Consider the following 26,314-nt stretch of genomic DNA (forward strand, 5'->3'; position numbering starts at 1 on the left):
CTGTCCTTGCAGAGCAGCGGCGATCGGCGGTGGCAGTTCCTTCGCCCGAACTGTCCCGACGCGGTTTCCATATAGGCGCCACCGTCCGAACAATCCTGTATCCCGCGGATTTCCTCAACTTTCGCCGGATCCGTCCGCCGTCTACAGATAGGATGGTGTCACCATCGACGAGTCGCGCCAAGCACGAAATCGACCCCGCGGCCTGTGGATAGCGTGAATATCGGGGACGAACCCCGTCGCTGGTCGTGCGTCGCCGCCGGATATATCCGGCGATGCGGGCGCGAGCTAAATCTTCGGTCTGCTCACCGCCTTTTCCCCATGCGCTCTCAATAGCTTGCGCGGCACGACCCGAGCCTGTCGGTTCGTTCATGCAACCCGCGGGCAGGATGCTCGTTACGCTTCCGACGATTCAACCGAGTGAATGGAGTATATCATGCGTAACCTCATGTTGATGGCGGCAGCAGCGTCGCTCGCGGTGCCGGTCGCAATGGCCGTACCGACCGACAAGGCGGAAGCAGCTGCGCAGAAGCACAAGCGCTATAAATACCGCGAGTGGAAAGGGCGCGACGGCCGTCGCTATTGCCGCAAGCCCGACGGAACCACCGGCTTGGTGGTAGGCGGCGTCGCAGGCGCGCTTGCCGGACGGGCGATCGACACCCGCGGCGATCGCACCTTGGGTACGCTGCTGGGTGCCGGTGCCGGCGCGCTCGCCGGACGCACGATCGAGCGCGAAGGCAGCGGCTGCCGCTGACGACAATGGGGCGGGTCGCTGATCCGCCCCTTTTCACAGGTTCAACAGGAGGAAGATGATGCGTAAGGCAGCAATGATTCTCGGCGCGACGGCGATGCTGTCGCTGGGTGCATGTTCGCAATATGGCGGTGCCGGCGGCGGCTTGTTCGGCGGTCTCGGCGGCGGTGGCGATCCGTATTATGCCGACCAATATTATCGCGACGGGCCGAACTACCAGACGCGCCGTCTCGGCCGCAACGACCAGGTCTTCCGCGGTCGCGACAACCGCTATTACTGCAAGCGCGACGACGGGTCGACCGGCCTGATCGTCGGTGCGATCGCCGGCGGCGTGCTCGGCAACATCATCGCGCCGGGCGGATCGAAGACGCTCGGGTCGCTGATCGGCGGCGCTGGTGGCGCGATCGCGGGCGAGCAGATCGACAGGGGTGATGTGCAGTGCCGGTAAACACCGGGTCGGCGCGGTATGAAGGGCTGGGCAAGGCCGGGGTCGGTCATGTCTCGACAGGGTCGGGCGCGTTATCCGACCAGCCTTATGGATTTGGGACCCGGTTCGGCGACGAACCGGGGACCAATCCCGAGGAGCTGATCGCCGCGGCCCACGCATCGTGCTTCACGATGGCACTGAGCTTCGCGCTCGATGCGGCCGGGTACAAGGACGGCACGCTCGACACGAGCGCAAAGGTGACGCTCGACAAGGACGGAGACGGGTTCAAGGTGACGCGCTCCGCATTGACGCTGAAAGCTCGGGTCGCCGGGATCGATGCGGCTGAATTCGAGAAGATCGCGCTCGATGCCAAGGCGAACTGCCCGATCTCCAAACTGCTCAACACCGACATCACGCTCGAGCATAGCCTCGAGACGTAACGTCGAAAATGCGGCGTTAACCGGGAGCGTGTAGGCGCGAAGCATGCTTCGTGTCCTCACGCTCTCGACGCTGTTCCCGGACGCGACGCGGCCCAATTTCGGGATCTTCGTCGAGCGGCAAACAAAGGGCCTGGCGGCACGCCCGGATGTCGAGCTGCGCGTGGTCGCGCCGGTCGGATTGCCGCCCTTCCCGCTCTCGCTCGGACACCGACATCGCATTCTCGCCAGTCTGCCGTTTGCCGAGCAGTGGCGCGGCTTGACCGTGACACGGCCGCGCTTCGCCGCCATCCCCGCCACTGCGGGGCGATTTCACACGGCGATGCTGGTGCGGGCATTGCTCCCGCATCTGGAACGTCTGCGGGGTTCGTTCGCATTCGACATCATCGATGCCGAGTTCTTCTTTCCCGACGGGCCCGCCGCGATCGCGCTGGGGCGGCATTTCGGTGTGCCGGTATCGATCAAGGCGCGCGGCGCCGACATCCATTATTGGGGAACCCGTCCTGCGACTGCCCCGCAAGTCCGGAACGCCGCGCGGGCAGCCGGCGGAGTGCTTGCGGTATCGGAGGCATTGCGCGCCGATATCGCTGCGCTCGGCGTCGATGCAGCCGGTATCCGCGTCCACCGCACCGGAGTCGATCTCGACCGGTTCGCGCCGGGGAACCGCACGGCGCTCAAGGAAGCAATCGGCGTCTCCGGTCCGCTCGTGGCGTCGATCGGCGCGCTGATCCCGCGCAAGGGTCACGCGATCGTCATCGACGCGGTCGCCAAACTGCCGGGCGTGCAGCTTCACATCGCCGGCGAAGGCCCGGAGCGCGGCAAATTGGCGGCGCAGATCGCTTGGCTCGGCATCGGAGATCGCGTGCGGCTGCTGGGATCGGTGGCGCACGAGGCGCTGCCGACGCTGCTCGCCGCGGCCGACGTGATGGCGCTGGCATCGGCGTCGGAAGGTCTCGCCAACGCCTGGGTCGAGGCGCTGGCGTGCGGAACGCCGATCGTGATCACCGCGGCCGGCGGCGCTGCCGAACTGGTCGATCGCCCTGCCGCCGGGCGGATCGTGGCGCGCGATGCCGGGGCGTTTGCGGATGCGATCGGCGCGTTGCTGTCAGCACCGCCCGCCGCCGCCGATGTCCGGGAGGCGGCGATGCCCTTCACCTGGCAGGCCAATAGCGACGCGCTGTTCGCGCATCTGAGCTCGATCGTCGCGAACGCTCAGTCTAGCGGGTAAAGTGCGGCGGCGATCCAGCGCAGTTCGGCGCGCAGCACACCCCAGGCGCGCGCAGCGGCGCGGCTGTCCATGAATTCGAGCCCGATGCCGCGCGCGTCGAGCGCCTCGATAAGCGCGCGCGGCGGACGACGCATACTGCTGCCGGTTCCGAGCAGGATGAACTCGGGCGCAGGATCGATCGCGAGCAGCGGCGCCAGTGCCTCGATACCGAGCTCGGCAAGCGGCGGCGGACTCCACGCATCGGCGCGGAGAGGCGTGATCGTCAGCCCTTCATAGACGCCGTCATCGACTTTGAACCCCCGCCCGACGATCGCGGCGATCAGCGGGCCTTCGCTCGGCCCCGCCTTATCGATCCGCATCAGGGAAGATCTTTGGCCGCCACGCGCTCGGCGCCATGCGGGTTGACGTCCTTCGGCACGAAGCTGTCGGGCTTCAGCTTCAGCCAAAGCAGGATCGCCGCGGAGACATAGACCGACGAGAAGGTGCCGATAACGATGCCGAGGAGCATCGCCGCGGTGAAACCGAAGATCACTTCCGGCCCCAGTACCAGCAGGATCGCCAGAGTGATGCCGATCGACAGCGACGTGACGACGGTGCGCGACAGCGTTTCGTTGATCGACAGGTCGAGGATCGAAACGATGTCCATCTTACGGTATTTGCGCAGATTCTCGCGGATGCGGTCATAGACGACGATGGTGTCGTTCAAGGAATAGCCGATGATCGTCAGGATCGCGGCGACGATGTTGAGATCGAATTCGAGTTGGGTGATCGCGAAGAACCCCAGCGTCAGCACGACATCGTGGAATAGCGCGAAGAGCGCGCCAACGCCGAACTGCCATTCGAACCGGAACCAGACGTACAGTGCGATCGCCGCCATCGCCAGCGCGAGGCTGATCGCGCCGGTGCGGAACAGTTCCTCGCTGACCTTGCTCGAGACGCTCTGGACGCCGCCGATGGTCGCGCCGGGATAAGTCGTCTCGATCATCGAACGCAGCTTGACCGCGGCCTGGTTGGCGGCATCGACGCCGCCCTCAGGCACCGGCGTGCGGATGCCGATTTCCTGCGGCGAGCCGAATTGCTGAATCGTCGCTTCGCCGAAGCCCAGCGCCTCGACGCGTTCGCGCACTTCGTCCTGCGACACCGGCTGCGCGAAGGTCACGCGCAGGCTCTGCCCGCCGACGAAATCGATGCCGAGGTTGAACCCCATCACGAAGCACAAAACTATGCTGGCGCCGAGCATCAGCAGCGACGTGACCATCGCCACCACCCGATATTTGAGGAACGGGATGTTGGTATGGTCGGGAACCAGTTTCAGCGGACGCATGGATCAGGGCCTCAGATGTGCAGCGTCTTGGGACGGCTGCGCTTGAGATAGTCGGCGACCAGCAGGCGCGTGAAGGTGACGCCGGTGAATACCGAGGTGACGATGCCGATCGCCAGCACTACCGCAAAGCCGCGGATCGGACCGGAGCCGAACACGAACATGATCGCCGCCGAGATGACGTTGGTGATGTTAGCGTCGAAGATCGCGGTCGACGCTTCCTTGTAGCCGAACTCGACCGCCTGGATCGCACCGCGCGGTCTGCGCAATTCCTCCCGGATGCGTTCGTTGATGAGCACGTTCGCATCGACCGCCGCGCCGATCGTCAACACGAAGCCGGCAATGCCGGGCAGAGTCAGTGTCGCGTTGAAGAAGCCCATGATGCCAAGGATCATCACCGCGTTCACCAGCAGCGCCAGCGTCGTGTAGACCCCGAATCGCAGATAGGTGACGATCATGAAGACCATCAGCGCGACCGATGCTACCACGCCGGCGAGCACGCCCGATTGGATCGATTCGGCGCCGAGTTCGGCGGAGATCGAACTTTCCTGAACCACCTTGAGCGCAACCGGCAGCTTGCCCGAGCGCAGTGCGATCGCGAGGCTGTTGGCGCTCTCGACGGTGAAGCCGCCCTGGATGGTGGCGGCGCCGCCGAGGATCGGTTCGTTGATATTGGGGGCCGAGATGACCTCGTCATCGACGATGATCGCGAACGGGCGACCGGCATTTTCCTGCGTCACGCGTGCAAACCGCCGACCGCCTTCGGAGTTGAAGGTGATCGCGACCATCGGCTGGCCGTTCTGCGGATCGAATTCCTGACGCGCGTCGGTAAGCTGGTCGCCCGACAGGATCGTCGCGCGCTTGACCGCGATCGGCCCGCCGCCCTCGGCATAGGGCAGGATCTGGCTGCCGATCGGCGCGCGGCCGGCAGCGACTTCCTGCGGATTGGCATTGACGTCGACCAGCTTGAATTCAAGCCGTGCGGTGCGGCCGAGCAGTGCCTTCAAGGCTTCGGGATCTTCGAGCCCCGGCACCTGCACGACAATGCGGTTGCCGCCTTCGCGGATGATCGTCGGTTCGCGCGTGCCGAGTTCGTCGATGCGATTGCGCACCACCTCGGTCGCATCGCCCATCGCCTGCTCGATCGCCTGGTTGATCCCGGCCTCGGTCTGGGTCAGCACGAAGCGCGTCGAATCGACGACCTCGATATTCCATTCGCGCTGGCCGGTCAGACCGGCGCCGCTGCCGGTTACCGACAGCAGCCGTTCGCGAGCGGCATCGACCTGCGCGGCGTCGCGCACCAGAAAGCTCAGGCGTCCGCCGCGGGTCGAGATGTCGCCGATGGCGATGCGCGGCGTGGCGCGGCGCATTTCCGACGCGACCGTCTCGCGCATCGCTTCCAGCCGGGTTTCGGCGACGTCGGCGGTGTCGGCTTCGAGCAGGATGTAGCTGCCCCCGGCGAGATCGAGGCCGAGGTTGATCTTTGGCGCGGTAACCCACGCCGGCAGCTGGCGCGTGACCGAGGCAGGCAGGAAGCTGGGGATCGCGAGCAGGAAGCAGGCGGCGATCGTGAGCCAGACCGCCCAGACCTTCCAGCGGGGAAAGTCGAGCATCAGTCGTTCGCTGGCTTGCCGCCGCCGAGCGGCGTCACTTCGGACACGGTGCCCTTGAGCACCTTGACCTTGACGTTGGGGGCCAGCTCGACCTCGAACACCGTATCCTCAACGCGCGAAATCTTGCCGACCAGCCCGCCGCCGGTGACGACGCTGTCGCCCTTCTTGGCATTGGCGATAGCGTTCTGAAGCGTCTTCATCCGCTTCGACTGCGGCCGGATCATCAGGAAGTAGAAGGCGACGAAGATGAGGACGAGCGGCGCGATCGAGATGATCGAGGCGAGGCCGCTATCGGCGCTCGCGGCCCCTGCGGTCTGGGCGAAAGCTGTGCTGATCATGGTTCCCGGATGCCTGAAATGGCGGGGCGGAGCGCCCCATCGTTCAAGCCGGGCGCGCTATCACGCGCTGGCCAAGGGTGCAACCATAGCGCTGGCGCGGCACACGCCCCCTTGCCTCCCCCGCCCGATCGCCGTACACGCGCGCCCTTGGTCGGGGCGTAGCGCAGCCTGGTAGCGCATCACACTGGGGGTGTGGGGGTCGCAGGTTCGAATCCTGTCGCCCCGACCAGATTTTCCATTCTTTAGAGATGTTTTGGCGAGGGCTGCTGGCCCCGTCGGCGATTGGCGCGCCGTTGCCGGATTAGAACATACCGCAAACAAACGCTTTCCTACAGCTAACCTTATAGGTTATCTGCTCGTTGCGAGTCGGGGAGAGTGGCATGAATATCGACGAACTGATCGACGAGGTGATCGATCGCGAAGGCGGGTTTGTTGATCATCCGGCGGACCGTGGCGGCGCGACGCGCTTCGGCATCACGCAGGCGGTCGCAAGGGCGCACGGCTTTGTTGGGTCGATGCCGGCATTTCCGCGCGAGGCGGCGGTGGCGATCTATCGGCAGCGCTATTGGATCGCGCCCCGCTTTTACCAGGTCGCCGAACAGGCGCCCGACATCGCCGCAGAACTGTTCGATACCGGCATCAACATGGGCCCGTCGGTCGCGACCGGTTTCCTGCAGAGGGCGCTCAACGCGCTCAATCGCGGCGCGCGCGATTATCCCGACCTGACGCTCGATGGCGTGATCGGCCCGCGAACGCTGGCTGCACTCGGCGGGTTCCTGGCGACCCGGGGGGATGCCGGCGAGACGGTGCTGCTCAAGGCGATCGAAGCGCTGCAAGGCGAGCGCTATCTTCGCCTTGCCGAACAGCGGCCGGCCAACGAGGCGTTTCTCTACGGCTGGCTCGCCAACCGGATCGGTTAGGTGCGTCGTCCCAGTTTGTGCAACTTCCTACCGGCGAAGGACACCGTATGAGCATCATCGAAGGCATAGTCGGACCGATCGCCGGACTGATCGACAAGATCATCCCCGATCCCAAGGCGCGCGACGCCGCCAAGCTGGAATTGCTCAAGCTGCAGGGCAGCCAGGAAATGGAGGGGCTTCGCACGCAGTTGTCGGCGATCGTCGCCGAGGCGCAGTCGGCCGATCCGTGGACCAGCCGGGCGCGGCCGAGTTTCCTGTACGTGATGTACGCCCTGCTGCTGTGGTCGATCCCGATGGGGCTGATCGGCGCGGCGTCGCCCGACATGGGCGCGGCGATCGCGCGCGGTATGACCGCATATCTGCGCGGCATTCCCGAAGAGCTCTACGCGCTCTTCGGGACGGGGTATCTCGGCTATACCGCGGCGCGGGCGTGGGGGAAGGCGAAGGGCGTCGAGCGGTAGGGTTCAATCCGCCGCATCGAGCCAGCCGCCAGCGAATCCCAGCCTCCTGAGCCCGCGCACGACATGCGGGTTCCTGCGCATCACCTTCCACACCAGTTCGCTGCGGTGATTCTCGAGCATCAGCAGGATCGGGCCCTGGTCGATGCCGAGATGGTCGTTCGCCACCCAGCCGGTCCGCGGATCGACGGTGCCGTCGCGATTGGGGGTGTCGGCGAAGGTGAAGCTGGGGTTGAACGCGTCCTTGAAGCCATATCGCGTGTAGAGCCGCTCGCCATATTGCGCCCGCATCGCCATCAGCGCGGACAGCGTCTCCTGCGGCGCGAAAGGGATCGAGCCGCCGGGCGCGGTGGGCACGATGGTGCCGTCGTCGATGACGTCGAACGGGCTGACCCCGCGCGCCGAATAGCCCATGAAGGTGCGTTCGCGGCCATTGACGGTTGCCTTGCGATAGCCGGGGCCATCGGATGCGGTCCAGCCCCAGATGCTGCCCGAATAGCCGGTCCAGCGGTTGGGATTGTCGGCGCCATATGCCTGTTGCGACAGCGTGGCGCGGCGGCTGTTCTCGAAATAATCGATGCCCTTGGCAGCCATATAGGCGTCCTGGATGCCGCGGAAATCGACCCAGACGTGCGAATATTGATGCCCGAAAAGCGGCTCGAACGTCAGATGTTCCTGCCGGTAATAGGTGCCCCAGTCGCTTTCCAGCCGCTGTGCCCAGCCGCGATCCCATGCCGCCTTGTCGATCGCATGGCTCGGCGATCCCGCGGCGAGGATATAGACCAGCATGCCTTCATTATAGCCGACCCAGTCGTGCGTCTCGAAGCCGCGCTCCGGCTTCCAGCCCATCGTGATCGCCTCGCCATTCTCGGAATTGCGCGACGGCTCGCCGGTATTCTTGCGCTGGGCCCAGGTCCAGTCGACGCGCGCGTAGATCGCCTCGGCAAGGGCGCGGATGCGTGCCTCGGTCGGGGTGTCGGCGTCGTAGAAGCTCTGTGCGAACAGGATGCCGCCGAGCAGCAGCGTGGTGTCGACGGTCGACAGCTCGGTGTTCTTGTAGCGGCGGCCTTTGTTGTCGAGGAAGTGGTAGAAAAAGCCCTTGTGCCCGCCCATCCCGGTCTCGGCCCCGCCCTGGGGCAGGTCGTGATAGAATTGCATGCAGGCAAGCGTGCGCTTCGCGGCCTCGTCGCGCGTGACATAGCCGCGATCGACGCCGACGCCGTAGGCGGTGAGCGCGAAGCCGGTCGCGGCGATGCTGGAAAACGGATTGGACGGCCAGCGATCGGGCGCGAGGCAGGTGTCCGGGGTGGTGGTGTCCCAGAAATAGGCAAAGGTGCGGCGCGAGAGATCGTCGGCGAAGGCGTCTTGCTGCGCGGGGGAGTAGGTCGTCGTGCCGGCGGTTGGTTCGGAGCGCAGCGTTGGCGTGCAACTGGCAAGGGTGACGCTGGCCAGCGCCGCGGCGGCAATCGAACGGAACTTCACGCAGACATCTCCCGGGTGACTGCGAGAAGCGATGGCGCTGCCCGCCGGTCACCCGGGCGACGGGCAGCGCTCTCGATATGGCTAGAAGCTGAACCCGGCCGACACCTTGATCGTACGCGGCGGATTGCCGCCAGTATCGAAGCCGTTCTGCTCGCCGAAGATTGTTGGCGAACCGTCGTCGCGTGAATCGTCGGCGGGGTTGCCATTGTAATTGATGTAATTGCGATCGTTGAACAGGTTGATGATGTCGACGCGGAAGCGGATCTGGGTTTCGTCGGAGATGAAGCCCAATGGAATGTACTTCGTGACGGCCAGATCCATTTGGCGGCGGCCCCAGCGATCGCCGTTACCCTCTGCCTCGGTGCCGACCAGTATGCGTTCGAACGGAGCAAAGCCCTGGTTGATAAAACCCTTGAGGAACGGCGGCGATTCGAGGGTGAACTTGGCAGACAGCGACAAGTCGATCGGCAGATCAACGCTGCCTGCAGCAACGAAGCGATGCCGCGGCACGCCCGACGAACGCAGCACCGGATAATCCTCGATCGACGGGAAATCGAGCGAGAAGGTCTCGCCAAATGCCCGGTTCTCCTCGGCTTGGGTATAGGTGTAGGTCGCGTCGATGCTCCACGGCGAAGCCACGGTGTACCGCTTGACGAGCTTTACGTAAGCGGCGTCGGAACTCGTTTCCAACCCGTTGTCGCCGATGATGATCGAACCGAACCCCGGAGGCGCGAAGCCGAACGGCGAATTGGGAGCCGCGCCCGGTTCGAAGAAATTGCCATCGGGCCGGCGATTCCCGAGCAGATAGACGAAGCCGTCGCGGCTTTCGATGTGGGTGTAGCCGACTTCCAGATCGACCGGATCGAACCGGGTTTTCAGCCCCAGGCTGAACTGATCCGAATAGGGCACCTTGAGGTCGTTGTTGATGAAGCGCAGCTCGCGACCGCCGCCCGACGCATTGGCGGCAAGCTGGTCGCGGCCTTCCTGGGTCAGATAGATCGGATCGAACGGAAGGCAGGTCGCACCGGGGTCGCATTCGTTGAGCGGATCGTCGGTGATGAAGTTGAACGTCCGGGTCGGAAACGCGCCGGTGCTGGTTTCCTGCTGGAGGAAATCGAACTGGTTGCGATCGTACGAGCGGCCATAGCCGCCGAACACGATGAAACGGGCATCCGCGTCGAGTTCGTAGCTGAACCCGATGCGCGGCTGGAACGCGCCCAGGAACACCTCGCGCTCGTTGCCGGTCGAGATATAGTCGTTGATGTCGTAATCGGCATTGACGAGGTTCGGGTAGTTTTCCGGCGAGACCGCGGCAAGCGCGTCGGCGGGGTGCGCGTAATTGAGGAATGCCGGAGTGCGTTCGTAATCCCAGCGGATGCCGAGGTTGAGCGTCAGCCGTTCGGTGACGTCCCAGTCATCCTGAACATAGACGCCGAACTGGAAATTGTCGGACCGTACCACCGGGCTGCCCGATGGCCCGAGCGCGCCGAACTGCACGCGGTATGGGATCGTGTCGTTGAACGTGCCGTCGCCGAACAGGTCGCTGTTGTAGGTGTAGAGCGGGTTGAAGTTGTTCTGTTCGACCGAATTGAGCTGGATCCAGCTGGCCTTGGCGCCCAACTTGATCGTGTGACCATCGAACCCGGTATAGGTGAAATCGTCCTGGACGGTGGTGCCCTTTTGCCCCTTGTCCTGGAAATTGCTGCTGCCGCCGATGCGGAACAGATCAGCGCGGGTGATGACGAGATTGCCCTCGTCGTTGATGTTCGACCGGGTCGTTTGAAACAGCGACGCATTGCCGAATTCGGCCGGGGTCGGGTTCCATTTCACATCCTGGTACGAAACCTTGAGGTCGTTGACCCAGGTCTCTCCAGTATGCTCCCAGCGGAACGTGCCGCGCAGTTCCTCGGTATCGACCAGCGAGCGGGTCGAGGCGGCGGCGATGCCGTTGTTGAGATTTTCGCCGGTTTCCTTGCGGTACTTCACCGACACTTCGAACAGGTCGTTGTCGGTCGGCACAAGGTCGATCTTGCCGAAATACAGGTCTTCGTTGAAGCTGCGGTTGGTGCTGCCGAAGATGCCCTGATATTCAGCCGGGATCGAGGCGACGGTGCGGTTGTCGCCGGGGAAGATGTCGACAGGCACCTGCTGGCGCTTGCCTTCGTAGGTGACGAAGAAATGGGCGAGATCGCGGATGATCGGCCCGCCGAGCGCGCCGCCGAACTGCATGTCCTGCGTCTCGATCTTGCTCGCGCCGGGCTGGAACTCGCTGGGGCGCAGCGCACGGAAATCCTGGTTGGTGAAGTCGATGAAGCCTTCGCCGTGGAATTCGTTGGTGCCCGATTTGGTGACGGCGGTGATCGCCACCGACGACACCTGATCGAACTCGGCCTTGTAGTTCGAGCTGATGACCTTGTACTCGCCGACCGCGAGCTGCGGGAACGGATTGCCCTGCGTCGAGTCCTGTCCGGTGATGCCGTTTTGAAGGACGTAATCCTTCTGGCTGACACCATCGATGAACACGTTGACCGAGTTGGAACGCTGCGCGCCGCCCTGGATGCGCGAATTACCGTTCGAGGCGGTAACAAACGCTACCCCCGGTGCCAGGTCGGCGAAGGCGAGGAAGTTGCGGTTGTTCTGCGGCAACTGCTCGATCAGGCGCTGTGAGATGGTGGTGCCGACCTCGCCGCCGTCGAGCGTGACGAGGCGGTTGGCGGTGACGATGATCTCGCCCTCGGCAGCGACGTCCGTGACGCTCGCTTCGGAAGCGGCCTCGGCTGCGGCATCGAGGTCGGCGTCGCTGGTCGCGGGAGCCGGCGTAGCGGCCGCGGAGAAATCGAAATCGAGCTGCGCTGCCTGGCCAACGGTAAGCGTGATGACGTCGGTCTGGCGGCTGCCGGTGGGAAGCACGATCTCGAGGCGGTACTGGCCGGGGCGCAGCGACGCGAAGTTATAGCTGCCGTCGGCGCCGACGGAGGACGTGCGGCGGATGCCCGAATTCTGATCGACGGCGATGACCTGCGTCGCCTGGCCGCCCTCGCCTGCGGTGATCGTGCCCCGGATCGAAGCAGTCGATTGCTGGGCGGCAGCGGGCGTGATCGCGACCGCGCCGATCGCGGTGCCGAGCAGCAGCGCGGCGGCGGCGCGGATCGTGCGGCGAGTGCGACGGAGCTGGAGTTGGTGAGCCATTTCAGTGGATTCCCCTGGGAAAAACGGCACCTTGGCGGTGCTCGCAGTCGTGAAGGACGGCGATATGCCCCGCGTCAAGCACATCGATGTAACCGGTTCAATCGCCAGTCGGCCCCCTGCCCGATATTGATCGGGCGACGTTGCCGATCGGCAACAGGCGCGGTTACGTAGCGGAAATGCCCCGCCTACCCGATTGTTTCAGGACAGGATCGATCTGCGCACGAAGTTGTGCGGGCTGTGGCTATTGCGCAACTATTGTCGTGCGTGAGGACTGTTTCAGCGCTGATAGGCCTTGGGCAGCGCGCCTTCCTTGGGATCGAGGTAGCGCTGACGCAGCCGGGTCTGGCGGTTCTCGAGCGGTTGTTCGACGCCGTCGATGAATACCGCCGTCGCCGCCGTGCCGATCTCGAGCGGGTCCCCGTCCCAGATCACCACGTCGCCGCGACGTCCCGGCGCCAGAGAGCCGAATTCGGCGCCCATCCCCATCACCTGCGCGGGAAGGGAAGTGATCGCCGCAAACGCTTCGCCCCAACTGAGACCGGCAGCGCCGGGGATGCGCCCGAGCGCAACGAGGTTGCCGGCATATTGCTTGGCATAGCGTGCCTGGCGCGCATCCTCGTCGTTGATCATGCCAAGCGCGGTCGTGACGCCCGCCGCCTTGAGGCGGCCCATGTTCGATTGCGTCGCTGCGAGTTGTTCGAAACTGGCGGGCAGATCGGCGAGCGCGCTGGCGATCACCGGGACACCCGCGGCGGCGATCTGCGGCGCCACCGTCCACGCTTCGGTAGCGCCGACCAGTACCGGCTCGATCGCGTCGAATTCGCGCATCAGGTCGAGCAGGCTGAGGATGTCGGCGGCGCGCTCGACATGGACGAGCAGCGGAACGCGGCCTTCGAGCACCGGTACCAGCGCCTCGGCATCGGCGCGGGTGAGCAGCGCCTGCTTGCCGCGATCAAGGAACGACGCCGGATCGCGCGCATAGGCCTGCGCCTCGAACAGGGCATTGCGCAGCTGGACGATCAGCGCGGCGCGGCTGCCGCCGGCCTCGCGCGCGCCATCCTCGCCGAACTCGAGAAACTGGAAGGCGCGCGGCATCGTCACCGCGGCCATGTCGTCGCCAAGATCGATCACCGCCCCCTGCCCGGCGAAGATCGAACTTCCGACCTGCGGCGCGACGATCGCGCGGGTCACGCCCTCTGCGCGGTTGATCGCGATCGGGGTCGCGCGCGGATTGACCACCGGCGCGACGTCGATCGCGGCATTGAACGGCGATCCGTTGGCGAAGGCGTCGTTGGTGGGATTGACCGCGTCGACCTCGACGATGCCGAGCCGCGAGAAACCGGCGACGATGCCCGGCGACACCCATTTGCCCGCGGCATCGATCGTGCGCATCCCGGTCGGCACCGCCACGCCGGTCCCCGCAGCGACGACACGTCCGCCGCGGATGACGACGGTGCCGCCATCGACCGGACCGGAGCCGTCGCCAACGACCAGCCGGGCATTGGTGATCGCAACGTCCTGTGCAGAAGCCGGGACGGAAGCAAGCGACGCCGCGCCCAAGAACGCAAACGGGGCGAGCAGCAATCGCTTCACTTCACATCCCCTTCGCCGGGCTGGCCAAGTTCGAAATCGGACACCGGCCGTAAGCGCGGATCATTGGCGTCGTAAAGCAACGCGCCGTCGATCCAGACGCGTTCGGGGCGGGTATAGACGCTGAACGGATCGCCGTTCCACAGCACGACATCGGCCATCTTGCCAGGCTTGAGGCTGCCGGTCTGTGCTTCGATGCCCAGCGCGCGCGCCGGGTTGATCGCCAGCCAGCGCCACGCCTGTTGTTTCGTCATGGCCATCCCGGCGCGATTGGCGGCGGCAAGCACCTTGGCCACTTCCTGGTTCAAGCGCTGGATACCGTTGGCGTCGTCGGAATGGATCATCGCGCACGCGCCCTCCTTTTCGAGGATGGCGAGATTCTCGGTGATCGCGTCGTAGCTTTCCATCTTGAAGCCGTACCAGTCGGCCCACACCGCCGAGCACACGCCGTTGGCCTTCAAAAGGTCCGCGATCTTGTAGCTTTCGACGGCGTGGTGGAAGGCGGTGACCTTGTAGCCGAACTCCTTGGCCATATCCATGACGACCGCCATCTCGTCGGCGCGATAGCAGTGGTTGTGGACGAGGATGTCGCCCGCCAGCACGCCGCGCAGCGTGTCCATGCCGATGTCGCGCGATGGGGCGCTGCCCTCGCCATCCTCTTCATATTTGTCCCATTTGGACTTGTATTCCTGTGCCTTGGCCCAGGTCGCGCGATCGACCGCGACATTGCCCATCCGCGTCGAGGGCTGGCGTCCCTTGCTGCCATAGACGCGCTTGGGATTCTCGCCGCACGCCATCTTGAGGCCGTACGGCGCGCCGGGGAACTTCATGCCCTGCATCGTGCGCGCATAGACGTTCTTGAGCGTCACCGAGCGTCCGCCCATCAGGTTCGCCGACCCCGGCAGGATCTGAAGCGTCGTCACGCCGCCATTGGTCAGCGCGCGCGCGAAGCCGGGATCCTGCGGCCAGACGCTGTGCTCGGCCCAGACATCGGCGGTGATCGGCGAGGTCGCTTCGTTACCGTCGGACAGCGCATCGACGCCGGGCGACGGATAGTCGCCGAGATGACTGTGGACGTCGATGATACCGGGCGTCACCCATTTGCCCTGGCCGTCGATCACGTCGGCACCGTCGGCGGCGATCGCCTGGCCCACCTCGACGATGCGGCCGTCGCGGAACAGCACCGCGCCGTTGTCGATGCGCGCGCCCTCGCCATCGAGGATGGTGACGTTGGTGATCAGTGTGGGACGGCCCGGATAGGGCTTGTAGGTCGAGGGATAGGGATTGCGATCGTAGCGGCGATCCGCGGCGTCGCTGCTCGATGAACGCGCGTCGGTGGTAGCTCCTGCGCTGGCGGAGGCAGGCTCAACGTCGCTGGTGGCGCACCCGGCCAATGCTGCGGCAAAAGCCGCGAACAACATGCAATTTCGGATCACCCTGTCCCCCGATCGATTCGCCCCGATCCTACCCGGTGCAAGCGACGGCGCAATCGACGATCACATGTCCTTGCGTCAGGGGTGCTTGACATGGCAATGCGTCCATGACATTTGGTCATGGAAACATGACATGATGAGATAGTGGAAAACCGGCTGAAGATACTGCGCGCCGAGCGCGACTGGAGCCAGGCCGAGCTGGGCGGGCATCTCGGCGTGTCGCGCCAGGCGGTTAACGCGATCGAGACGGGAAAATACGATCCGTCGCTGCCGCTCGCTTTCCGCATCGCGCGCTTGTTCGGTCAGCCGATCGAGGAGATTTTCGATGATGGGGGCAGCGATGGAACGGCCTGAAGTCAGCGATGGCGAGCGCGCATTCATCGCCAAGCGACGGCGGTTGCGGATCATCATCGGCGCGCTGCTCGGGCTTGGCCTCGTATTGGGCATCGCCACGGGGATCGACAGCGCGCGGATCGGCAGCGGCGGCGCGATCTCGCCGGGTGTAGCGGTGATTGGGGTGATCGTGATGCTGGCAGGGGTGCTTGGCGGATCCTGGTTCTATTTCCGCGAGATCGACGAACTCGACCTGCGCGACAACCTGATCGCGGCGACCGTCGGCCTGTATTTCTACGCGCTGGTCTATCCCTGCTGGTACGCCTTGTCGCGCGGCGGGATCGCGCCGAAGACGAATCCCGAGATGATTTTCGTCGCGACGCTGGTCGTCGTCACCCTGACCTATTTCTGGAAGCGCTGGCGACCGTGATCGCAGCCATTCGAAAGGAAGCTGACATGAAGACGTTCTTGCTGACCGCCTTTGCCGCGCTCGCGCTGGCCGGACCGCCCGCCGCGATCGCGCAAACCGCGCCCGCGCCGACACCGGCCCCGGCGGCCGTCGATGCCGATCCTGCCCTGTGGGTAGTCAAGGACGACGACACGACGATCTATCTGTTCGGCACCGTCCATGTGCTCAAGCCCGGCTTGAGCTGGTTCGACGAGGGGGTGAAAAAGGCATTCGACGCGAGCGATCAACTGGTGCTCGAAATGGTGCCGCCGCCCGATGCCGTAGCGGGCCCGGCGATGATGAAGATCGCCAGCAACCCGACCGGGCCCGCGCTGAGCGACAAACTCCCCGCCGACCTCAAGGCGAAATATGAAAAGGCGATGACCGACAACGGCGTACCGGTCGCTGCGTTCGAGCGGATGGATCCATGGTTCCCGGGCCTCATGCTGTCGCTTATCCCGCTGCAGAAGCTGGGCTATTCCCCCGACACCGGGGCCGAGCGCGTGCTGATGAAGGCAGCCGAGGCGGCCAACAAGCCGATCTCGGGCGTCGAGACGTTCGACGAGCAGCTGGGCTTTTTCGACACGCTACCCGAACCCGCGCAGATCGGCTTCCTGCGCTCGACGATCGATAGCCTGCCGCGCGTGCAAAGCGTGTTCGATTCGATGGTCGTTCACTGGAGCGCGGGCGATCCCGACGCCCTGGGCAAGGTGATGAACGAGGAACTGCGCGAGACGCCCGAGGTCGGCAAAGTGCTGTTGTCCGATCGCAACGCGCGCTGGGCCGACTGGATCGACACGCGGCTCGACACGCCGGGCAAGGTGTTCATGGCGGTCGGCGCGGGGCATCTTGCCGGACCGGATTCGGTGCAGGTGTGGCTCGGCAAGCGCGACCTGAAAGCGACCCGGGTCGCCTATTGAGCGGTCAGGCGAAGCGGCCCGGAGCGTAGGGCTCCGGGTCAATATGCGCGACCGGTGTTTCGGGCGCACGGCTGAGCAGCAGGGCAGCGGCCAGCTTGGCGGCGGCGGGCGCGGTCTGGATGCCGAACCCGCCCTGCCCCGCGCACCAGAAGAAGCCGGGGGCGCGTCTGTCGAAGCCATAGACCGGCAGGCGGTCGGGCGCGAAGCTGCGCAGGCCGGCCCAGCGCCGCTCGACCGCCTCGATCCGCCAATCGACGACGCGCTCGAGCCGGTCGATCGCGATCGCGACGTCGATCTCTTCGGCCGCGACATCGCCGGGCGCCACCGGTGTCTCGTCGTGCGGCGACAGCCATAGCCGGCCACCCGCGTCCGGCTTGAAGTAGAAGCCGCCGCGCGCATCGATCACCAGCGGCAGATCGGCGGGGACGGGCGGCGACACGCGCAGTTGCACCATCGTGCGACGCAGCGGCGCGATCGCGATCGGCTGCGCGCCCGCCATCGCGGCGACCGGGCCTGCCCAGGCTCCCGCAGCATCAACGATCGTGTCGGCGACGATCATCCCGGCGCGGGTCGAAAGATGCCAGGCACCGTCGCGGCGATCGAGGGCGGTGACCGTAGCGTCGCTCATCACCTGCGCGCCGCGGCGCCTGGCCAGCGCCAGATAGGCGGCGTGGAGCCGCGCGACGTCGATGTCGCTGCAGCTTGGGCCGAGCACGCCGCGCTGCCATTCGCCGTGGATGCCGGGGACGTGGTCCGCAGGCGCCACGCGGTCCAGCCGAACGCTCGATCCCGCAAATTCGGCGACGAACGCATCGAGCAGGCCGGCGTCCTCGGCACGGCCGATCAGCAATTCGCCGCGCGGCGACAGGAACCCCTCCTCACCCAGCTCGGGCGGCGGGGAGGCCAGGATCGGCCCCGAGGCGCTGGTCAACGGCTGGATGCCGGGGCCGCCATAGGTTTCCGACCAGAAAGCGGCCGAGCGACCGGTAGCGTGCATGCCCGGCGCGGTCTCTGCCTCGACCAGCACGACCTGCGCCCCGGCCGCGATCTCGGCGGCTAGGCTGGCTCCGGCCATGCCCGCGCCGATGATGGCGATGTCGGCGCGGATCATCCAGCCGACCACGCTGGCGCGCGTTCGGCGAGGAAGGCGTCGATCTCTGCTAGCGCGCGGTCGCGGACGGCATCGACTTCGCGCAGGATCTCGTGTGCCGATTCATTGCCGAACCGGACAAGGCGCGCATCGGGCAGCCGCGCGAGCATCGCCAGCGCGGCGGCGGGATCGACCAGCCCGTCGGCATCGGCGATCAGCGCGAGCAGCGGCGTTCGCATCTTCGCCAGCCGGGGGTCGGTGCGCAGTTGGCGCGTCGAGGCGAACGCCTGGGTCAGCCAGCGCCAGCTCGGCGGACCGGTCATCAGCGCGGGATCGCTCGCCTGCCAGAACAGCTCGTCCTCATAGCGCGCGGTGTGATGCGTCAGCAGCGACTGGCGAGTCTCGGTGGTGTGCGGCTTCTCATTGCCTTTCCATGCGGGGCGATCGGGTTTGCCGAACGCTGCGAGGATGCGCGCGAGCCGCTCCCCGAACGCCGCGCTGATCGGCGCCTTGAGCCCGAGCATCGGGACGACGAGAATGGCTGCGTCGCAGGCAAGCCGCGCCTCGACCAGCGCGCGCAGGATCAGGTGACCTCCCATCGAGTGCCCGATGGCGACGTGCGGTCCCGGCGATGCTGCCCGCCATTCGCGGCCGAACGCGTCGATATCGCGCAGATAATCCTCGAACGAGTCGATGTGGCCGCAATGCGGGCGCGGTGTCAGGCGCCCCGACCCGCCCTGCCCCCGCCAGTCGAGCGAACTGACGTTCCAGCCGGCGGCGTGCCAGTGCGCGAAACTCTCGAGATATTTTTCGGGGATGTCGCCGCGCCCGCCCTGGAACAGGATCGATCCGCGCGCGGCGCCTGCCACGGGCCAGTCGAATCGACGTAGAGCCCAGCCATCGGCAGCGGTCCAGCGGGTGAATACGGCGCCTGAGGGAACGGCGCGGCGATCGAACATCGGGTCCATGGCCGCTGGTTACGTTTTGGCAAGCCGCCGCGTCTAGGGAATAGCGCGATGGGGGATTTTTCGGTTCTGGTCCTGTTCGGCCTGCTCGGCCTGCTGCTCGTGTCCGCGGGCATCGAGGATGTGCGCATTCGCGAGATCGCCGACTGGAAGAACGGTGCGATCGCGCTGCTGGCACCGCTGTTCTGGTTGGCGATCGGGCTGCCGCTATGGCCCGGCATGGCGCTCCAGCTCGCGCTGGGCATCGGCGTGTTCGCGTTGTTCGCGGTCGCGTTCCACTTCGGGATGATGGGCGGCGGCGACGTCAAGATGCTCGGCGCGCTGGCGCTGTGGCTGCCGTTCGACGTGCTGATGTTCGTGCTGATCGTGATGTCGTTGCTGGGCGGAGCGATCACGCTGGCAATGCTGATCGAAGGAAAACTGCGCCGCTGCAAGAACGCTCCGGAAATTCCCTACGGCGTCGCAATCGCGCTCGCCGGCCTCATGGTTCTTGGCGAACCGATTCTTAACCAGTTTCCGCGATGAACGGATGCGGGATCACCTGGCCCGCACTTGGAAAGGCCTGAAGCGTCATGGATGGACGGAAAATCATTCTGCTGGTCGGCGCGCTGTTCGTCGCTGCGATCACTGCGTTCATGGCGCACAGCCTGATGCGCGGATCGACCGCGCCTGCCGCCGATGCGGCCGCGGCGCCGGTTCCAACCGGCCCCGAGGTCATGGTCGCGACCAAGGCGCTGCCGGTCGGCACGATCATCGACGCGACCGCGCTTAAGTTCCAGCCATGGCCCGAAGAACTGATCGAGGGCGCGTACTTCCTCAAGAAGGACAATCCCGATCTCGCCAAGCTGCAGGGCACGGTGGTGCGCTTCGCGATCCCGGCGGGTCAGCCGCTGACGCAGGGCGCGCTGGTCAAGCCGGGCGACCGCGGCTTCCTGGCGGCGGCGCTGGGCGCAGGCATGCGCGCCGTGACCGTTCCGGTTTCGACGCAGAGCGCCGTGGCAGGGTTCGTGTTTCCGGGTGACCGCATCGACCTGATCCTGACGCAGTCGGTGGCAGGCGGCGGCGACGGCCCGCCGCTCAAGGTGTCGGAGACGGTGCTGCGCAACCTGCGCGTGCTCGCCACCGACCAGAAGACCGACAAGGGCGTCGACGAGAACGGCAACACGGTGGTGTCGACCTATTCGACGGTCACCGTCGAGGCGACGCCGCGCATCGCCGAGAAGATCGCGGTCGCGCAGACCATCGGGTCGCTGTCGCTGTCGCTGCGATCGATCGCCGACAATGCGTCGGAGCTCGAGGAAGCGATCGCCAACGGCACCGTCGAGGTGCCCGAGGGGAGCGATCCGGCCGCCGAAAAAGCGATGCTGGCGCGTGCTGCGGCAAGCCCGATCGAAGGCGTCTCCAGTATTTCGACCGGCGCGGATGTGTCGCGGTTCCAGCGGCGCAGCGTGCCCGGCAAGGCAGCGGACAGCAATGTCCCGCCGCAGAATATGGCACCGGGCACGAGCCAGGTCGCCGAAGTCAACGGCTCGGTCGCGCCGGTCCGCATCGCCGGACCCTCGGTCCGGGTGGCAAGGGGCAATGCCGTGACCGAAGTCGCGGTTGGGGGGAAGAACTGACATGCGCATGATCCAGATGCTGCGGAGGTCGCTGGGTGCGACGGTGGCGACGGCACTCGCCGTCACCTCGCCCGCAACCGCGTTCGCCGGGGCCGGTCCGCAGACGCAGCGTGCCCGCGTGGCGCCGCTGCCGCCGGGCACGCAGCGGCCGACTACCGAGGTCCAGCTGTCGATCGGCCAAGGCGAGATGATCTCGTTGCCCGCCGCCGTCAGCGAGGTCTGGACGTCGAACCCCGAGGTCGCGGACGTGCATATCAGCAGCGCGCGCCAGATCTATCTGTTCGGCAAGGCGTTCGGCGAGGCGACGATCTATGCGACCACGGCGAACGGCACCGTCGCCTATTCCTCGAACGTCCGCGTCAGCCAGAACATCACCTCGCTCGACCGGATGCTCAAGCAGGCGATGCCCGAGGCCGATATCCGCGTGACCACGATCGGCCAGATCGCGGTGATGAACGGAGTGGTAGCGTCGCCAGAAGAGAGCGCGCAGGCGCAGCAGCTCGTGACCGCCCTCCTCAACCCCGGCATCAATCCGGACGCTGAGGAAGCGCTCAAGATCGGCGTGATCAACCGGTTGAAGACGGCCAGCCCGCTGCAGGTCAATCTGCAGGTGCGGATCGCCGAAGTCAGCCGCAGCTTCGTCAAGAATATCGGCGTCAATTTGCAGACCCGCGACCGCACCGGCGGGTTCCAGTTCGGCGTTTCGTCGGGCCGCAGCGCCGGATCGATCGGATCGGTCGACACTTCGTCGCTGCCCCAGCTCGACGCATCGTCGCAATTCGGGTTTCCGGCGGGCACGATCTCGCTGCCCTTCGATCCGCAGCGCGGCACCTTCGTCTATCCCAACACCGGCACCGCATTCCAGTTCGGCAACAAGCCCGACGGCACGCGCACCGCGCTCAACCTGGCGGGCAAGCTGTTCGGGCTGGACGTCCTGTCGGCAATCGACCTGGGCGAAACCATCGGACAGGTCACCACGCTCGCCAATCCCAACCTGACCGCGCTGTCGGGCGAGACCGCGACGTTCCTGGCGGGCGGCGAAATCCCGATCCCGATCAACCAGGGTCTGGGCGCGATCTCGGTCCAGTACAAGCAATATGGCGTCAGCCTCGCCTATACCCCGACCGTGCTGTCGGACGGCCGCATCTCGCTGAGGGTGCGTCCCGAAGTGTCGCAGCTGTCCGCCGCGGGCGCCGTCGTGATCGGCAACACGCAGGTTCCCGCACTGACCACTCGCCGCGCGGAGACGACGGTCGAGCTCGGCTCGGGCCAGAGCTTCATGATCGCGGGGCTGCTGTCGAACGACAATGACAACCAGATCGAAAAGGCGCCCGGGCTGGGCGACCTTCCGATCCTGGGCGCGCTGTTCCGTTCGAACGGTTTCCAGCGCAGCGAGACCGAACTGGTGATCGTGGTGACGCCGTATCTGGTGAAACCGGTCAATGCCAACGACATCGTGCTGCCGACCGACGGCTATAAATCGCCGACCGATATCGAGCGCGTACTGCTCGGCAAGCTGTCGAGCGGCGACACCGGCGGCGACCGACCCAAGCCTGTCATGGCCCCGGCGCCCGGCGTGAACCCGGCATTCGGGGCGGCGGCGACGCCGCTTCCCGCAGGACCGTCCTTCCCGGAGCAGGCGCCTGAAAACGCTGCGGCGCTGCCGGCGCCGGCGACGCCGCGCAAGCCGGCCGACAAGGGCAAGGACGACGTCGTCGCCGCGCCCGGCTTCAGCTCCAACTGATCGCGAGGATGACCGACATGACCAACTATGCTCCCATCGCCGCGATCCTGGGCAGCGCGCTGCTGCTGGCATCGTGCGGCGGCACGGCCAATCGCGGGCTCGAATCGGTGCACCAGCCGGTAGTGAGCCGCGGCGATTACGCGTTCGACCTGCGCACCGACGGCGGCGGGCTGGCAGCCGGCGAGGCCGAGAGACTGGCGGGATGGATGGCTTCGATGCGGCTCGGCTATGGCGACCGCGTGGCGATCGACGATGGCGGCGCCTATAGCGAATTGACGCGCGAAGCCGTTGCCGGAGAGGCGGCGCGCTATGGCCTGCTGCTCGCCGAGGCAGCGCCGGTGACGCCGGGGGCGATCGCGCCGGGTACTGCACGGGTCGTCGTCACCCGGATGACCGCTACGGTTCCAGGCTGTCCCGACTTCAGCCGGATCAACGGTCCCAATTTCGATTCGCACACCTATTCCAACCAGGGCTGTTCGGTGAACTCCAACTTCGCGGCGATGGTAGCCCGGCCCGAGGATCTGGTCCGCGGCCAGCCCGGCGCCGATGCCATCGACCCGGCAACCGCGGTCAAGGCGATCCGCAGCTATCGCGCGGCGGCGCCGACCGGCCAGGGCGGCCAGGCCGCCGAAGCGGTCAGCACCACGCAGGGAGGCCAGTGACATGAATGCGCCGTGGACGCCTGCAAAGGCCACCAATCGCGATGCATTCGTCGCGTTCGTGTGCGACGAGACCACTGCCGAAGCGCTGCGCCCGATCGCCAGCGAATTCGGCTGGCCGGCGGAAAAGATCAACAAGGGCGGGCTGCGCAACGCGGTACAGACGCTGTCGGTGTCGACCAGCCCGCACGTCCTGTTCGTCGATCTGTCCGAATCGGGCGATCCCCTGAACGACATCAACGCGCTGGCCGAAGTGTGCGAGCCCGGCACGGTGGTGATCGCCGCGGGCCAGGTCAACGACGTCCGGCTCTACCGCGACCTCGTCGCCAGCGGCATCCAGGATTATCTCCTCAAACCGCTCAGCCCCGACATGCTGCGCGAGAGCTTCACCCATGCGCAGGCGATGCTGACCGCGCCCAAGCATGTCGAAGCCGCCGTCGAGCGCCCGCATTGCTCGGTCGCAGTGATCGGCACGCGCGGCGGCGTCGGCGCCTCGACCATCGCCACGTCGCTCGCCTGGCTGCTAAGCGACAAGGGCAAGCGCACCACGGCACTGCTCGACCTCGACGTGCATTTCGGCACCGGCGCGCTGGCGCTCGACCTCGAGCCGGGACGCGGACTGACCGATGCGATCGAGAATCCCAGCCGCATCGACGGGCTGTTCATCGAACGCGCGATGGTGCGCGCTTCGGACAAGCTGGCGGTGCTGTCGGCCGAGGCCCCGATCCACACGCCGCTGATGACCGACGGCGCGGCCTTCTATCAGCTGCAGGAAGAGATGCGCTCGGCATTCGAATGCACCGTCGTCGACCTGCCGCGCGGCATGCTGGTCCAGCATCCGCACCTCGTCGCCGACCTGCAGACCGCGGTGATCGTCAGCGAACTGACGCTGGCGGCGGCGCGCGATGCGATCCGGCTGCTGTCGTGGTTCAAGTCCAACGCCCCCAATACGCGCGTCATCACCGTCGCGAACCGGGTACCGGCGTCGAGCACGATCGAGATCGGGCGCAAGGATTTCGAAGCCTCGATCGAGCGCAAGATCGACTATCTGGTTCCCTACGATCAGAAATTGTGCGCGCAGGCCGCCAAGCTCGGCAAGCCGCTCGCCGAGGCCGGGAAAGCATCGAAAACGGTGGCGCCGATTGGCGACCTGGCCTCTCAGATCCTGAGCGCCAGCGACGATGCCGATGCGGCAGCACCTGGCAAGACCACAAAGGGTGGATCGCTGTTCGACCGGCTCGGCGGGTTCAAGGCGAAGCTGCCCGGCAAGGGCGGCAAGTGACGACCGGCACTCCGCCGGTCTGAAGGAAGGGCGCACGCGTAATGGAATTGCTGCCGATCCTGGCCATCGCTTTCGGTGCGTTCTGCGTGCTGGGAATGATGGTGTTCGCCTTTGCCGGCCCCTCGCCCGCCCGCGCCGGCACCCGTCGGCTGACGGCGGTACGCGCCCGGCACAGCGCTTCGAGCGACATTGTGGCCGAGGCCCAGTTGCGTCGCATCTCGACCAACCGCAATACCAAGATGGACGACGCGGCCACGCGCTTCCTGCCCAATCCGGCTTTGCTCAAGAAGCGGCTGGCGATGACCGGCAAGAGCTGGACGATGGGCCAGTATCTGATGGCGTCGGTCGGCCTGTTCGTCGTCGCCGCAATGCTGCTGTGGCTGCGCGGTGCGCCGGTGCTGCTGGCGGCGACGCTCGGACTGTTCGTCGGCGCCGGCTTGCCGCATTTCGTGGTGGGATGGAACATCAAGCGCCGGATCACGCAGTTCAACACCAAATTCCCCGACGCGATCGAGTTGCTGGTGCGCGGGCTGCGCTCGGGCCTGCCGATCACCGAGACGATCGGCGTCGTCGGGCATGAGGTCAAAGGCCCGGTCGGGGAGGAATTTCGAGCGATCGCCGACAAGATGAAGATCGGCCGGACGATGGACGCCGCGCTTCAGGAGACCGCCGATCGGCTGGGCACCGCCGAATTCCAGTTCTTCGTCATCACCATCGCCATCCAGCGCGAGACCGGCGGCAACCTCGCCGAGACGCTCGCCAACCTGGCCGACGTGCTGCGCAAGCGCATGCAGATGAAGCTCAAGATCAAGGCGATGTCGTCCGAATCCAAGGCCTCTGCGTACATCATCGGCTCGCTGCCGTTCATCGTGTTCGGGATAATCTGGTACATCTCCGGCGATTACATGCAGAATTTCTTCATCGACGAACGCCTGATCATCGCCGGTCTCGGCGGGCTGGTGTGGATGAGCATCGGCGCGTTCATCATGTCACGCATGATCAACTTCGAAATCTGAGGGCAGGCGAACCATGCAACCCAGCGACGGCCCTACCCTGCTCGGCGTCGATGTCCTGTTCGTCGCGACGTTGCTGTCGGGCGTCGCCGCCTTTGCGGTGCTGCTCGCGGTCTATGCGATCATGACCGTGCGGGATCCCATGGCCAAGCGCGTCAAGGCCCTCAACGACCGGCGCGAACAGCTCAAGGCCGGGATCACCGCGTCGACCAGCAAGCGCCGCGCGAAGCTCGTCCAGAAGAGCGAGACCGCCGACAAGATGCGCGACTTCCTGTCGTCGCTCAAGGTGTTGCAGGACGAGCAGCTCAAGGCGGCGCAGATCAAGTTGCTTCAGGCCGGCATCCGCTCCAAGGACTGGGCGGTCGCGGTGATCTTCGGTCGGATGATGCTGCCGATCTTCATAGGCGGGCCGGTCCTGTACTTGGTGTACGGCACCGATGCGTTCGCCGACTGGTCGCCGCTCAAGGCCTATGGCCTCGTCGCGATGACCTTCATCGCCTGTTACAAGGCACCCGACATCTACCTCAAGAACAAGATCGCCAAGCGAAGCGACGCGATCCGCAAGGGTCTTCCCGACGCACTCGACCTGCTGGTGATCTGCGCCGAGGCCGGGCTGACCGTCGATGCCGCGTTCCACCGCGTCGCGCGCGAACTGGGCCGCGCCTATCCCGAACTGGGCGACGAGTTCGGCCTGACCGCGATCGAGCTGGGCTTCCTCACCGATCGCCGCGCCGCGTTCGAGAACCTGGCGATGCGCATCGACCTCGAAGCGGTGCGCGGGGTCGTCACGACGATGATCCAGACCGAGAAATACGGCACGCCGCTGGCATCGGCGCTGCGCGTCCTGTCGGCGGAATTCCGCAACGAACGCATGATGCGCGCCGAGGAAAAGGCCGCGCGCCTGCCCGCGATCATGACCGTGCCGCTGATCCTGTTCATCCTGCCGGTGCTGTTCATCGTCATCCTCGGCCCGGCGGCCTGCTCGATCAACGACGCGCTGTTGTCCTAGTCGGGAGCCGCACCGGCCCGCTCCCCCACCCCGACGCCCATCCAGGAT

The 26,314-nt window shown here is 65.9% G+C and carries 26 protein-coding genes and 1 tRNA gene; 17 read left to right on the forward strand and 10 right to left on the reverse strand.

Translation table 11 applies throughout. The annotated features are described in order from the left end of the window. Window positions 1-433 precede the first annotated feature (433 nt). The 4 genes from FHY50_RS07905 to FHY50_RS07920 are packed head-to-tail and all read left to right on the forward strand — an operon-like array spanning window position 434 to window position 2,840. Complete coding sequence (locus tag FHY50_RS07905) at window positions 434-751, forward strand: glycine zipper 2TM domain-containing protein (protein WP_140047939.1); 318 nt, start codon at window positions 434-436, stop codon at window positions 749-751. 58 nt (window positions 752-809) lie between these two features. Beyond that, on the forward strand, window positions 810-1,196 hold the full coding sequence (locus tag FHY50_RS07910; protein WP_180345099.1) for a glycine zipper 2TM domain-containing protein: 387 nt from the start codon (window positions 810-812) through the stop codon (window positions 1,194-1,196). Then, the gene (locus tag FHY50_RS07915) at window positions 1,187-1,615 is read left to right on the forward strand and encodes an OsmC family protein (protein ID WP_140047940.1); all 429 of its coding nucleotides are present in this window, start codon (window positions 1,187-1,189) and stop codon (window positions 1,613-1,615) included. Before FHY50_RS07910 ends, FHY50_RS07915 begins: the two co-directional genes overlap by 10 nt. 43 nt (window positions 1,616-1,658) lie before the next feature. After that, window positions 1,659-2,840: a glycosyltransferase gene (locus FHY50_RS07920; protein WP_140047941.1), complete on the forward strand. Its 1,182-nt coding sequence runs from the start codon at window positions 1,659-1,661 to the stop codon at window positions 2,838-2,840. On the opposite strand, the gene FHY50_RS07925 is transcribed toward FHY50_RS07920, so the two are convergent. The 4 genes from FHY50_RS07925 to yajC are packed head-to-tail and all read right to left on the reverse strand — an operon-like array spanning window position 2,825 to window position 6,112. Then, window positions 2,825-3,199 (reverse strand): Mth938-like domain-containing protein, encoded by a 375-nt coding sequence (locus tag FHY50_RS07925; protein WP_140047942.1) that lies wholly within the window; start codon window positions 3,197-3,199, stop codon window positions 2,825-2,827. The genes FHY50_RS07920 and FHY50_RS07925 overlap by 16 nt on opposite strands. Next, on the reverse strand, window positions 3,199-4,164 hold the full coding sequence (secF, locus tag FHY50_RS07930; protein WP_140047943.1) for a protein translocase subunit SecF: 966 nt from the start codon (window positions 4,162-4,164) through the stop codon (window positions 3,199-3,201). Before secF ends, FHY50_RS07925 begins: the two co-directional genes overlap by 1 nt. Window positions 4,165-4,175: 11 nt before the next feature. After that, a complete protein-coding gene (secD, locus tag FHY50_RS07935) occupies window positions 4,176-5,774 on the reverse strand; it encodes a protein translocase subunit SecD (RefSeq protein WP_140047944.1) in 1,599 nt (532 codons plus the stop codon). Next, window positions 5,774-6,112, reverse strand: a complete 339-nt coding sequence (gene yajC / locus FHY50_RS07940; protein ID WP_140047945.1) for a preprotein translocase subunit YajC — start codon at window positions 6,110-6,112, stop codon at window positions 5,774-5,776. The genes secD and yajC overlap by 1 nt, the downstream gene beginning before the upstream one ends. A gap of 152 nt (window positions 6,113-6,264) precedes the next feature. Between yajC and FHY50_RS07945 the strand changes: the two genes are divergently transcribed. From FHY50_RS07945 to FHY50_RS07955, 3 genes are all read left to right on the forward strand, one after another. Then, a tRNA-Pro gene (locus FHY50_RS07945) sits at window positions 6,265-6,341 on the forward strand. A gap of 151 nt (window positions 6,342-6,492) precedes the next feature. Then, window positions 6,493-7,032, forward strand: a complete 540-nt coding sequence (locus tag FHY50_RS07950; protein ID WP_140047946.1) for a glycoside hydrolase family 108 protein — start codon at window positions 6,493-6,495, stop codon at window positions 7,030-7,032. Between the two features lie 47 nt (window positions 7,033-7,079). Then, window positions 7,080-7,493, forward strand: coding sequence for a holin family protein (locus tag FHY50_RS07955; protein ID WP_140047947.1), 414 nt, complete (start codon window positions 7,080-7,082; stop codon window positions 7,491-7,493). 3 nt (window positions 7,494-7,496) lie between these two features. On the opposite strand, the gene FHY50_RS07960 is transcribed toward FHY50_RS07955, so the two are convergent. The 4 genes from FHY50_RS07960 to FHY50_RS07975 all read right to left on the reverse strand — a co-directional run bounded on the left by FHY50_RS07960 (window position 7,497) and on the right by FHY50_RS07975 (window position 15,172). Continuing rightward, window positions 7,497-8,972: a glucoamylase family protein gene (locus tag FHY50_RS07960; protein WP_140047948.1), complete on the reverse strand. Its 1,476-nt coding sequence runs from the start codon at window positions 8,970-8,972 to the stop codon at window positions 7,497-7,499. Between the two features lie 81 nt (window positions 8,973-9,053). Beyond that, entirely contained in the window at window positions 9,054-12,161 is a 3,108-nt protein-coding gene (locus FHY50_RS07965) for a TonB-dependent receptor (RefSeq protein ID WP_140047949.1), read from the reverse strand. Window positions 12,162-12,437: 276 nt separating this feature from the next. Beyond that, entirely contained in the window at window positions 12,438-13,754 is a 1,317-nt protein-coding gene (locus tag FHY50_RS07970) for an amidohydrolase family protein (RefSeq protein WP_140047950.1), read from the reverse strand. After that, the gene (locus tag FHY50_RS07975) at window positions 13,751-15,172 is read right to left on the reverse strand and encodes an amidohydrolase (protein ID WP_140047951.1); all 1,422 of its coding nucleotides are present in this window, start codon (window positions 15,170-15,172) and stop codon (window positions 13,751-13,753) included. Before FHY50_RS07975 ends, FHY50_RS07970 begins: the two co-directional genes overlap by 4 nt. Before the next feature lie 156 nt (window positions 15,173-15,328). Between FHY50_RS07975 and FHY50_RS07980 the strand changes: the two genes are divergently transcribed. From FHY50_RS07980 to FHY50_RS07990, 3 genes are read left to right on the forward strand one after another with little or no spacing between them, the layout of a single operon-like run. Beyond that, entirely contained in the window at window positions 15,329-15,538 is a 210-nt protein-coding gene (locus FHY50_RS07980; protein WP_140047952.1) for a helix-turn-helix transcriptional regulator, read from the forward strand. Further along, entirely contained in the window at window positions 15,525-15,947 is a 423-nt protein-coding gene (locus FHY50_RS07985) for a hypothetical protein (protein WP_140047953.1), read from the forward strand. The genes FHY50_RS07980 and FHY50_RS07985 overlap by 14 nt, the downstream gene beginning before the upstream one ends. A 26-nt stretch (window positions 15,948-15,973) precedes the next feature. Next, complete coding sequence (locus tag FHY50_RS07990) at window positions 15,974-16,885, forward strand: TraB/GumN family protein (protein WP_140047954.1); 912 nt, start codon at window positions 15,974-15,976, stop codon at window positions 16,883-16,885. Window positions 16,886-16,889: 4 nt separating this feature from the next. Here the strand turns inward: FHY50_RS07990 and FHY50_RS07995 are convergent, their stop codons facing one another. Further along, window positions 16,890-17,996 (reverse strand): NAD(P)/FAD-dependent oxidoreductase, encoded by a 1,107-nt coding sequence (locus FHY50_RS07995; RefSeq protein ID WP_140231093.1) that lies wholly within the window; start codon window positions 17,994-17,996, stop codon window positions 16,890-16,892. Further along, window positions 17,993-18,943: an alpha/beta fold hydrolase gene (locus tag FHY50_RS08000; protein WP_140047955.1), complete on the reverse strand. Its 951-nt coding sequence runs from the start codon at window positions 18,941-18,943 to the stop codon at window positions 17,993-17,995. Before FHY50_RS08000 ends, FHY50_RS07995 begins: the two co-directional genes overlap by 4 nt. Window positions 18,944-18,991: 48 nt before the next feature. On the opposite strand from FHY50_RS08000, the gene FHY50_RS08005 reads away from it, so the two are divergent. Genes FHY50_RS08005 through FHY50_RS08035 form a run of 7 tightly spaced genes read left to right on the forward strand, consistent with a single transcriptional unit; the run spans window position 18,992 to window position 26,266 of the window. Further along, window positions 18,992-19,465, forward strand: a complete 474-nt coding sequence (locus tag FHY50_RS08005; RefSeq protein WP_140047956.1) for an A24 family peptidase — start codon at window positions 18,992-18,994, stop codon at window positions 19,463-19,465. Between the two features lie 47 nt (window positions 19,466-19,512). After that, the gene (cpaB, locus tag FHY50_RS08010) at window positions 19,513-20,559 is read left to right on the forward strand and encodes a Flp pilus assembly protein CpaB (RefSeq protein WP_140047957.1); all 1,047 of its coding nucleotides are present in this window, start codon (window positions 19,513-19,515) and stop codon (window positions 20,557-20,559) included. 1 nt (window position 20,560) lies between these two features. After that, the gene (locus FHY50_RS08015) at window positions 20,561-22,303 is read left to right on the forward strand and encodes a type II and III secretion system protein family protein (RefSeq protein ID WP_140047958.1); all 1,743 of its coding nucleotides are present in this window, start codon (window positions 20,561-20,563) and stop codon (window positions 22,301-22,303) included. Between the two features lie 17 nt (window positions 22,304-22,320). Then, window positions 22,321-22,965 carry a CpaD family pilus assembly protein gene (locus FHY50_RS08020; protein WP_140231094.1) on the forward strand — a complete coding sequence of 215 codons (645 nt, stop codon included), beginning with the start codon at window positions 22,321-22,323 and terminating at the stop codon, window positions 22,963-22,965. A 1-nt stretch (window position 22,966) separates the two neighbouring features. After that, window positions 22,967-24,244, forward strand: coding sequence for a CpaE/TadZ family protein (locus FHY50_RS08025; protein ID WP_140047959.1), 1,278 nt, complete (start codon window positions 22,967-22,969; stop codon window positions 24,242-24,244). Window positions 24,245-24,285: 41 nt separating this feature from the next. Next, a complete protein-coding gene (locus tag FHY50_RS08030; protein ID WP_140047960.1) occupies window positions 24,286-25,260 on the forward strand; it encodes a type II secretion system F family protein in 975 nt (324 codons plus the stop codon). A gap of 13 nt (window positions 25,261-25,273) precedes the next feature. Beyond that, window positions 25,274-26,266: a type II secretion system F family protein gene (locus FHY50_RS08035; protein ID WP_140047961.1), complete on the forward strand. Its 993-nt coding sequence runs from the start codon at window positions 25,274-25,276 to the stop codon at window positions 26,264-26,266. Window positions 26,267-26,314 lie beyond the last annotated feature (48 nt).

The sequence above is a fragment of the Sphingomonas japonica genome (assembly GCF_006346325.1).
GTDB lineage: Bacteria > Pseudomonadota > Alphaproteobacteria > Sphingomonadales > Sphingomonadaceae > Sphingomonas > Sphingomonas japonica.

What these genes read in the sequence shown, in the direction of transcription:
- FHY50_RS08005 (WP_140047956.1), top strand. Translation starts at nt 18,992, where the DNA reads ATGGGGGATTTTTCGGTTCTGGTCCTGTTCGGCCTGCTCGGCCTGCTG.
- FHY50_RS07925 (WP_140047942.1), bottom strand. Translation starts at nt 3,199, where the DNA reads ATGCGGATCGATAAGGCGGGGCCGAGCGAAGGCCCGCTGATCGCCGCG.
- FHY50_RS08015 (WP_140047958.1), top strand. Translation starts at nt 20,561, where the DNA reads ATGCGCATGATCCAGATGCTGCGGAGGTCGCTGGGTGCGACGGTGGCG.
- FHY50_RS07975 (WP_140047951.1), bottom strand. Translation starts at nt 15,172, where the DNA reads ATGTTGTTCGCGGCTTTTGCCGCAGCATTGGCCGGGTGCGCCACCAGC.
- secF (WP_140047943.1), bottom strand. Translation starts at nt 4,164, where the DNA reads ATGCGTCCGCTGAAACTGGTTCCCGACCATACCAACATCCCGTTCCTC.
- FHY50_RS08030 (WP_140047960.1), top strand. Translation starts at nt 24,286, where the DNA reads ATGGAATTGCTGCCGATCCTGGCCATCGCTTTCGGTGCGTTCTGCGTG.
- secD (WP_140047944.1), bottom strand. Translation starts at nt 5,774, where the DNA reads ATGCTCGACTTTCCCCGCTGGAAGGTCTGGGCGGTCTGGCTCACGATC.
- yajC (WP_140047945.1), bottom strand. Translation starts at nt 6,112, where the DNA reads ATGATCAGCACAGCTTTCGCCCAGACCGCAGGGGCCGCGAGCGCCGAT.
- cpaB (WP_140047957.1), top strand. Translation starts at nt 19,513, where the DNA reads ATGGATGGACGGAAAATCATTCTGCTGGTCGGCGCGCTGTTCGTCGCT.
- FHY50_RS07905 (WP_140047939.1), top strand. Translation starts at nt 434, where the DNA reads ATGCGTAACCTCATGTTGATGGCGGCAGCAGCGTCGCTCGCGGTGCCG.
- FHY50_RS07950 (WP_140047946.1), top strand. Translation starts at nt 6,493, where the DNA reads ATGAATATCGACGAACTGATCGACGAGGTGATCGATCGCGAAGGCGGG.
- FHY50_RS07955 (WP_140047947.1), top strand. Translation starts at nt 7,080, where the DNA reads ATGAGCATCATCGAAGGCATAGTCGGACCGATCGCCGGACTGATCGAC.
- FHY50_RS08020 (WP_140231094.1), top strand. Translation starts at nt 22,321, where the DNA reads ATGACCAACTATGCTCCCATCGCCGCGATCCTGGGCAGCGCGCTGCTG.
- FHY50_RS08025 (WP_140047959.1), top strand. Translation starts at nt 22,967, where the DNA reads ATGAATGCGCCGTGGACGCCTGCAAAGGCCACCAATCGCGATGCATTC.
- FHY50_RS07965 (WP_140047949.1), bottom strand. Translation starts at nt 12,161, where the DNA reads ATGGCTCACCAACTCCAGCTCCGTCGCACTCGCCGCACGATCCGCGCC.
- FHY50_RS08035 (WP_140047961.1), top strand. Translation starts at nt 25,274, where the DNA reads ATGCAACCCAGCGACGGCCCTACCCTGCTCGGCGTCGATGTCCTGTTC.
- FHY50_RS07920 (WP_140047941.1), top strand. Translation starts at nt 1,659, where the DNA reads ATGCTTCGTGTCCTCACGCTCTCGACGCTGTTCCCGGACGCGACGCGG.
- FHY50_RS07990 (WP_140047954.1), top strand. Translation starts at nt 15,974, where the DNA reads ATGAAGACGTTCTTGCTGACCGCCTTTGCCGCGCTCGCGCTGGCCGGA.
- FHY50_RS08000 (WP_140047955.1), bottom strand. Translation starts at nt 18,943, where the DNA reads ATGGACCCGATGTTCGATCGCCGCGCCGTTCCCTCAGGCGCCGTATTC.
- FHY50_RS07995 (WP_140231093.1), bottom strand. Translation starts at nt 17,996, where the DNA reads ATGATCCGCGCCGACATCGCCATCATCGGCGCGGGCATGGCCGGAGCC.
- FHY50_RS07985 (WP_140047953.1), top strand. Translation starts at nt 15,525, where the DNA reads ATGGAACGGCCTGAAGTCAGCGATGGCGAGCGCGCATTCATCGCCAAG.
- FHY50_RS07910 (WP_180345099.1), top strand. Translation starts at nt 810, where the DNA reads ATGCGTAAGGCAGCAATGATTCTCGGCGCGACGGCGATGCTGTCGCTG.